At 43.8% G+C, this 6,969-nt stretch carries 11 protein-coding genes; 10 read left to right on the top strand and 1 reads right to left on the bottom strand.

Annotated elements, in window-relative coordinates; translation table 11 throughout:
- Positions 1–121 precede the first annotated feature (121 nt).
- The 10 genes from rplO to rplQ are packed head-to-tail and all read left to right on the top strand — an operon-like array spanning position 122 to position 6,106.
- Entirely contained in the window at positions 122–583 is a 462-nt protein-coding gene (rplO, locus tag ACP5SG_RS04755; protein ID WP_237889842.1) for a 50S ribosomal protein L15, read from the top strand.
- The gene (secY, locus tag ACP5SG_RS04750; protein WP_237889282.1) at positions 583–1,884 is read left to right on the top strand and encodes a preprotein translocase subunit SecY; all 1,302 of its coding nucleotides are present in this window, start codon (positions 583–585) and stop codon (positions 1,882–1,884) included. The genes rplO and secY overlap by 1 nt, the downstream gene beginning before the upstream one ends.
- Positions 1,885–1,891: 7 nt before the next feature.
- Positions 1,892–2,668 carry a type I methionyl aminopeptidase gene (map, locus tag ACP5SG_RS04745; RefSeq protein ID WP_424661155.1) on the top strand — a complete coding sequence of 259 codons (777 nt, stop codon included), beginning with the start codon at positions 1,892–1,894 and terminating at the stop codon, positions 2,666–2,668.
- Between the two features lie 50 nt (positions 2,669–2,718).
- Entirely contained in the window at positions 2,719–2,937 is a 219-nt protein-coding gene (gene infA, locus ACP5SG_RS04740) for a translation initiation factor IF-1 (protein ID WP_237889283.1), read from the top strand.
- Between the two features lie 22 nt (positions 2,938–2,959).
- Entirely contained in the window at positions 2,960–3,073 is a 114-nt protein-coding gene (gene rpmJ, locus ACP5SG_RS04735; protein WP_237889284.1) for a 50S ribosomal protein L36, read from the top strand.
- 14 nt (positions 3,074–3,087) lie between these two features.
- Entirely contained in the window at positions 3,088–3,456 is a 369-nt protein-coding gene (gene rpsM, locus ACP5SG_RS04730; protein ID WP_237889285.1) for a 30S ribosomal protein S13, read from the top strand.
- A gap of 24 nt (positions 3,457–3,480) precedes the next feature.
- A complete protein-coding gene (gene rpsK / locus ACP5SG_RS04725) occupies positions 3,481–3,867 on the top strand; it encodes a 30S ribosomal protein S11 (RefSeq protein WP_237889286.1) in 387 nt (128 codons plus the stop codon).
- Between the two features lie 27 nt (positions 3,868–3,894).
- Positions 3,895–4,521, top strand: a complete 627-nt coding sequence (rpsD, locus tag ACP5SG_RS04720; protein ID WP_237889287.1) for a 30S ribosomal protein S4 — start codon at positions 3,895–3,897, stop codon at positions 4,519–4,521.
- A 34-nt stretch (positions 4,522–4,555) separates the two neighbouring features.
- A complete protein-coding gene (locus ACP5SG_RS04715) occupies positions 4,556–5,593 on the top strand; it encodes a DNA-directed RNA polymerase subunit alpha (protein WP_424661154.1) in 1,038 nt (345 codons plus the stop codon).
- 3 nt (positions 5,594–5,596) lie between these two features.
- Positions 5,597–6,106 carry a 50S ribosomal protein L17 gene (gene rplQ, locus ACP5SG_RS04710; RefSeq protein ID WP_237889289.1) on the top strand — a complete coding sequence of 170 codons (510 nt, stop codon included), beginning with the start codon at positions 5,597–5,599 and terminating at the stop codon, positions 6,104–6,106.
- 45 nt (positions 6,107–6,151) lie between these two features.
- Here rplQ and ACP5SG_RS04705 read toward each other — a convergent pair whose 3' ends face one another.
- Positions 6,152–6,913 carry a ComF family protein gene (locus ACP5SG_RS04705; protein WP_428122442.1) on the bottom strand — a complete coding sequence of 254 codons (762 nt, stop codon included), beginning with the start codon at positions 6,911–6,913 and terminating at the stop codon, positions 6,152–6,154.
- Positions 6,914–6,969: the final 56 nt, after the last annotated feature.

The following is a 6,969-nucleotide window of genomic DNA, read 5'->3' as shown; positions in this document are numbered from 1 at the left end:
TCACAATATCGTTCATGCAGCATTTAAGGGGTTAGAGATGTTGAAGACCTCCACGGCTGCAGCAAAGATGAGATCTACGACATCGGAAGAAAATTTAAGTTAAGAGAAGAATGTAATTATGATCGCACTAGATAGATTAAGACCGCATACAGGCGCAAAGAAGTCAAAAAAACGAGTAGGTCGGGGTGACGGCTCCGGTCATGGCAAGACTGCGTGTAGGGGCGAAAAGGGCCAGCGGGCACGTACAGGCGGATCTATATCCCCTGGCTTCGAAGGGGGACAGATGCCCCTATACAGGCAATTGCCCAAGAGAGGCTTTAAAAATCCATTTAAAAAGATATATGGTGTGCTCAATATCAAAGACCTCGAGGCATTTCCTGATGGTAGTGTCATAGATATAGAGTCAGCCAAAAAGAGCGGTTTGATGGGCAAGCGATTTGATCTTCTTAAGATACTTAGCGAGGGAGATATTCACAAGGCTATAATTGTGAAGGCCCATGCAGCCAGTTCTGCTGCGATAAAAAAGATAGAGGCTGCAGGCGGAAGGGTTGAGCTATTATCCGACAATGAGGTCAGGCTTTAATGAGAGGGATCGAGAGTCTTGCTCAGACTCCTGAATTAAGAAAACGTATAGGCTTTACCTTATTGATGCTTGCTGTTTATAGGGTAGGTGTACAGATACCCGCGCCTGGAATTGACGCAACTGCATTGGCGTCTTTTTTTGCAAGGGCTCAGGGTACATTGTTCGGACTCTTTGATATGTTTTCCGGTGGTGCCTTGCAGAAGCTTTCCATTTTTGCATTGGGCATTATGCCATACATAAGTGCATCGATAATCCTTCAGCTCCTGACTGTGGCCATACCTAAACTCGAGGCCTTGAAAAAAGAAGGAGAGAGTGGTCGTAAGAAGATTAGTCAATATACAAGATATGGAACGGTTTTCCTGAGCGTAATTCAGGGACTAGGAATTGCTATAGGCCTAGAAAGCATGACGGCGCCTAATGGGGTGCATGTAGTTGCAATTCCTGGATGGGGTTTCAGATTATTGACAGCGCTTACGCTGATGTCTGGGACCATATTTCTAATGTGGTTAGGAGAACAAATAACGGAGAGGGGGATAGGTAACGGTATATCTCTGATTATATTTGCAGGCATAGTTGCCCGTTTACCTTCAGCTATAATAAATACATTCAATCTTATGAAAACAGGCGAGATTAATTTTGTTCTTTTATTGTTTTTGTTGGTTATGATGGTATTTATTGTAGGATTTATATGTTTTATGGAAAGGGCCTATAGGCGGATTCCTATACATTATGCCAAACGAGTAGTGGGCAGGAAGATTTATGGTGGGCAGACTTCGCATTTGCCGCTCAAAATCAACACTGCAGGCGTTATACCTCCGATATTTGCATCATCAATAATAATGTTTCCTGCTACAATAGCTAATTTTATTCAGACTCCATGGATGCAGAAATTTGCTCAATTGATGAGGCCTGGTAGTTTAGTTTATGAAACTATTTTTGTAATCTTAATCATTTTCTTCTGTTATTTTTATACAGCTATAACGTACAATCCTATTGATATAGCAGATAATTTAAAAAAATATGGAGGATATATACCAGGTATAAGGCCTGGAAGAAAAACTTCAGAATTTATAGATACTATTTTGACGAGAATTACCTTGATTGGTGCGATTTATATATCGTTCATATGTGTGCTTCCAAGCATATTGATTGTCAATTTCAATGTGCCATTTTATTTTGGAGGTACTGCTTTGTTGATAGTTGTTGGTGTTGCAATGGATACGATGGGCCAAATAGAATCGCATTTAATTACAAGAAATTATGAGGGATTTATTAAGGGCGTAAAACTCAAAGGCAGATAGTATCCAGGTGAAAAAATATAAAGCTGGCAGGGTTATAACTCTCAAATCTCCATCTGAGATTGAAAAAATGAGGGTTGCCAATCAAATTGTTGCCAAGATTTTGAGAGAGCTTTCAGGGATATTGAGAGCGGGGATTACTACATACGATTTGGATAAGATCGCAGAAGAAAAGATAAAATTGTATGGAGCTGCACCTGCGTTTAAGGGTTATTTTGGTTATCCCGCAGCGACTTGCATATCTGTCAATAATGAGGTAGTCCACGGCATACCATCAAAGAAACGGATTCTGAAAGAAGGGGATGTAGTTAGTATTGATTTGGGAGTTGTTTTTGATGGTTATTACGGCGATGCCGCAATAACCGCTGCAGTGGTTGTTGGTTCAGAAGAGGGTGAACGATTGATAAATGTTACGAGGAATGCCCTAATGCTAGGCATAAAAGAGGCATTGCCAGGGGCGAATCTGGGGAATATATCCTCGGCGATTCAAGAATATGTAGAAGGTGCAAATTTTAGCGTAGTCCGCAAGTTTGTAGGTCATGGTATAGGAAGAGCGCTTCACGAACCCCCAGAGGTGCCGAATTACGGCAAGCGTGGGACAGGGCCTATACTGAAGGAAGGAATGGTTTTGGCCATTGAGCCGATGGTAAATGCAGGTGGTCATGATGTAAAGATTTTGGATGACGGATGGACGGTCGTAACCGTAGACGGTTCTTTATCTGCACATTTTGAGCATACAATTGCCGTTACGAGGTATGGTCCTGAGATATTAAGTGGTCTTGATTGAGCTTATCTATTTGCTTGCAGAATTAAAAATTAGACAACAAAGTCGGGTAAATGTCAAAAGGTGATGCTATACAGTTAGAGGGTAAGGTTTTGGAGACATTGCCAAATGCGATGTTTCGTGTAGAGTTGGAAAATGGCCACAAGATTTTGGCCCATATATCCGGTAAGATGCGGATGCATTATATAAGGATATTGCCAGGTGATAGAGTAACTGTTGAGGTGTCTCCATATGACCTTACACGCGGCAGGATTGTTTACCGTGCAAAATAGTTTTTATTTAAGAGGAATAAATATGAAAGTCAGTGCATCAGTTAAAAGGCGTTGTAAGAATTGTATCGTAATCCGCCGCAAAGGCGTGGTTAGGGTTATTTGCAAAAATCCGCGCCACAAACAGCGTCAAGGTTAAAAAAGGGGGTTAAGGTGGCCAGAATAGCAGGAGTGGATTTGCCTAAAAATAAGAGGCTTGAAGTTGCGCTGACATATATATATGGCATAGGCCGTGCTACAGCGCAAAATATACTTAAAAAGGCAGCTATCGATTTTAATAAAAAAACCGATGAATTAACCGATGACGATATAACATCCCTGAGAAAGATTATAGATACAGAATATAAAGTGGAAGGTGACCTGCGCAGGGACGTATCCATGAATATCAAAAGACTGATGGATTTGGGTTGTTACAGGGGTCTTCGACACCGCAAGGGGCTTCCTGTCAGGGGGCAGCGTACAAAGACAAACGCCAGAACTAGAAAAGGTCCGGGTTCTTCATTAATTAAGAAGAAGGGTTAATCGTCATTAACTGGAGGAAAAGCTATGGCTCCACCAAAAAAGGGTGGTCGTAAAGAGAAGAAAAATCTGCCAGAAGGAATAGCGCATATCCAAGCTACATTTAACAATACTATAGTCACAATAACCGACAAACAAGGCAATACGGTTTCTTGGGCCAGTTCCGGTACCCAGGGGTTTAAAGGTTCAAGGAAAGGCACCCCCTTTGCCGCGCAAATCGCAGCGGAAACGGCGGCGCGCAAGGCGGCCGAGCATGGCATGAGGAGTGTTGAGGTTCATATAAACGGTCCCGGTTCAGGCAGAGAAGCGGCGCTAAGGGCCTTGCAGATGGCTGGTTTTCAGATAAAGGTGATCAAAGATGTCACGCCTATACCTCATAACGGTTGCAGACCGCCAAAGAGGCGCAGGGTTTAAGAATCTTTAAGGTCGTGGAGGAATACATTGGCTAGATATATTGAGGCGCGCTGTAGGATTTGTAGAAGGGAGGGCATCAAGCTCTTTTTGAAAGGCGAGAGGTGTCTTTCTGATAAATGTTCCTTTGAAAGGCGTGGTTATGCGCCTGGTCAGCATGGACAGATGAGGGCCAAGATCTCGGATTACGGCGTTCGTTTGAGAGAGAAACAGCGTCTTAGACGGGTATATGGTGTACAAGAGGCGCAGTTCAGGGGTTATTTCGATCTTGCTGATAGGCAGAAAGGGGTTACGGGCGTTAATTTGCTGCGCTGTTTGGAGAGGCGGCTTGATAATGTGGTGTACAGGCTCGGATTTGCAGAATCTCGCTTTCAGGCAAGGCAGCTTGTCAGACATGGTTTCTTTTCTGTAAACAATAAACGGGTAAATATGCCTTCATTTTTAGTATCTCCTGGTGATGTGATCGACGTAATGGATAAGGAAAATGTCATATTGCCCATTAGACAATCACAGGAAGCCATAGCGCGCAGAGGCGTGCCGGAATGGCTTGAGCTTGATGCAGAAAAGTTGCAAGGAAGGGTTAAATCTCTGCCAGAGAGATCTCATATAACCTTGCCTATAAATGAACAACTTATTGTTGAATTCTATTCAAAATAGTCAGGTAAAATTACTGCAGGGATAAGCTCAGATTATGACTAATCAACAAGCCCCTTATTATAGAAATTGGCGTGAATTAATTACCCCTAATAAAATAGAGAAGCATGAGGGGTTCACACGTAATTATGCTAAATTTAGCTGTGAACCTCTCGAAAGAGGCTATGGTATTACGCTTGGTAATGCCCTAAGAAGGATATTGCTTTCTTCAATTCAGGGTGCAGCGATAGTTTCGGTCAAAATAGACAATGTATTGCATGAATTGTCTAGTGTGCCAGGCATTATTGAAGATGTAACCGATATTGTATTGAATCTCAAAGGAGTACGTTTAAAGCTATTTAAAGACGAAAGCAGCATACTTATACTTGACAAAAAAGGTGCGTGTGAGGTTAAGGCAGGCGATATCATTGCCCCAAATGGAGGGGTGGAAATTTTGAATCCTGAGCACCATATAGCTACCCTATCATCTGAAGGCGAACTCCATATGGAGATGGTAGCTAAGTGGGGAAAAGGATATGTTCCTGCTGAAAGGAATAAGGATCCAGGGCAACCAGTTGGGACGATAGCGATTGATGCCTTGTTTTCGCCTGTTTCAAAGGTTAATTTTGTGGTTACGCGGGCCAGGGTTGGCCAGATGACCGATTATGACAAATTGACGATGGAGATATGGACGGATGGAAGTGTAGCCCCTGACGAGGCCCTTGGCTATGCGGCTAAGATATTGAAAAAGCAGCTTTCCGTCTTTATCTCTTTCGACGAGGAGCAGGAGCCTACGTCTGAGCATGAATCAATAGATATATATACGATAAGTGACTATCTTAACCGCAAGATAGACGAGCTTGAATTCTCGGTACGCTCTGCTAATTGTCTAAAGAATGCCAACATACATTATATCGGCGACCTCGTACAGAAGACGGAGCAAGAGATGCTCAAGACAAAAAATTTTGGCAGGAAATCGTTGAAAGAGATAAAAGAGGTTTTGGGCAACATGAATCTACACTTGGGTATGAAACTGGATGGATGGGTCTCGCCTAGAAAGGGCAAAGAAAAAACTGCCCAACAAGAAGAGGAGTAAGTTATGCGACATAGGAGACAGACGAGAAAGCTTGGGGTCAAGACGGCCCATCGTATCGCCATGTTGAGGAATATGGTCAGTTCATTGCTGGAGCATGGGAGGATTGTTACAACGGTGCCGAGAGGTAAGGAACTCCGCAAGGTCGCCGACAAGATGATCTCTCTGGCCAAGGAGGGGGGTCTTCATGCCAGAAGGCAGGCCTTGTCCGTAATTCGCCGTCGGGAGTTGGTTGACAGACTGTTTAACTATTGGGGTCAACAATTTGTTAACAAAAACGGCGGCTATAGCCGTCTTGTACCCATCGGTCAGCGAAGAGGTGATGCGGCCATGTTGGCCATCGTCGAGCTGGCTACGGATTCGCTTAAAAGGCCCAAGTCAACCAGCCCAAGGCCTTTGAGAGATAAAAAGAAGGCCGTTTCAAAAGAGGCGACTTCCACTTCTCGGCCATCCGATGTTGATACAAAGGAGGCCTCTGTCTCAGAGCCTGGTAGCGATCTTCAGGCCGCTGTATAAGTTTTTAGGACGGGTTTTTTTGCAACAAGCTTGCTTTTTGGTTTTCTAGAAGGTCGAGTGTTTTTTTACAGTCCGTGCCACTGTAAATACATCAATGTGTTTTGTGCCAGCCTTTTTGAGAGCCAGTGCACAGGCATTTACTGTTGAGCCTGTTGTGAATATGTCGTCTATTATTGTTACAGCTTCAGGCGACGGATCTGCAGTATTTCTTGCGCAAAATGCATCCCTTACGTTTTTTATACGCTTTTGTGCGTCAAGCCCTGTTTGAGAGAGCGTCTTTTTGTTTCTTGAGATAAGCCCTGTGTATATTGGAAGATCGGGGAATATCCCCTTTGCCAGATCAAGGGCCTGGTTGAAACCCCTTTCTCTCAGCCTTGAGATGTGCAGCGGGACTGGTATCAGGAGTGTTGGATTGGATAATCCCGAAGGCCATGCCTCTAGATATCTTTTCGTCAGATTGCAAATGGTTTTCAGGGCGTATCTGTCGTCGTGAAATTTGATTTTTTTTATCAAAATGCGTATAGGGCCATCATATTCAAAGATGGCCCTGGCTGCCTTAAAGATAGGTGGATTTTTGAGGCATGCGCCGCAGATATGGTCTTCGCCGCTCAGCGAAACAAAAGGCATGCCGCATATAGTACATAGTGGATGCTCGATTTTTTTGATCTTTGAGAGGCAATCTGCGCAGAGCCCTCCTTGGTAGGCATTTTCAAGTCTTGCGCCGCATGCGGCGCAAAGGCATGGGAAAAATATCTCATCCAGGATGTTTAACGCCGCCAGCGCAATCTTTGTCAGCATATTTTGCATCAGAATAACAGACCTCGTCGATCGGCAGCAAGATCAGCCGACAATGAGGTTGTGTA

The organism is Dissulfurimicrobium sp. (genome assembly GCF_049968175.1).
Lineage (GTDB): Bacteria > Desulfobacterota > Dissulfuribacteria > Dissulfuribacterales > Sh68 > Dissulfurimicrobium > Dissulfurimicrobium hydrothermale.
This window is presented reverse-complemented; position numbering and strand designations above follow the sequence as displayed.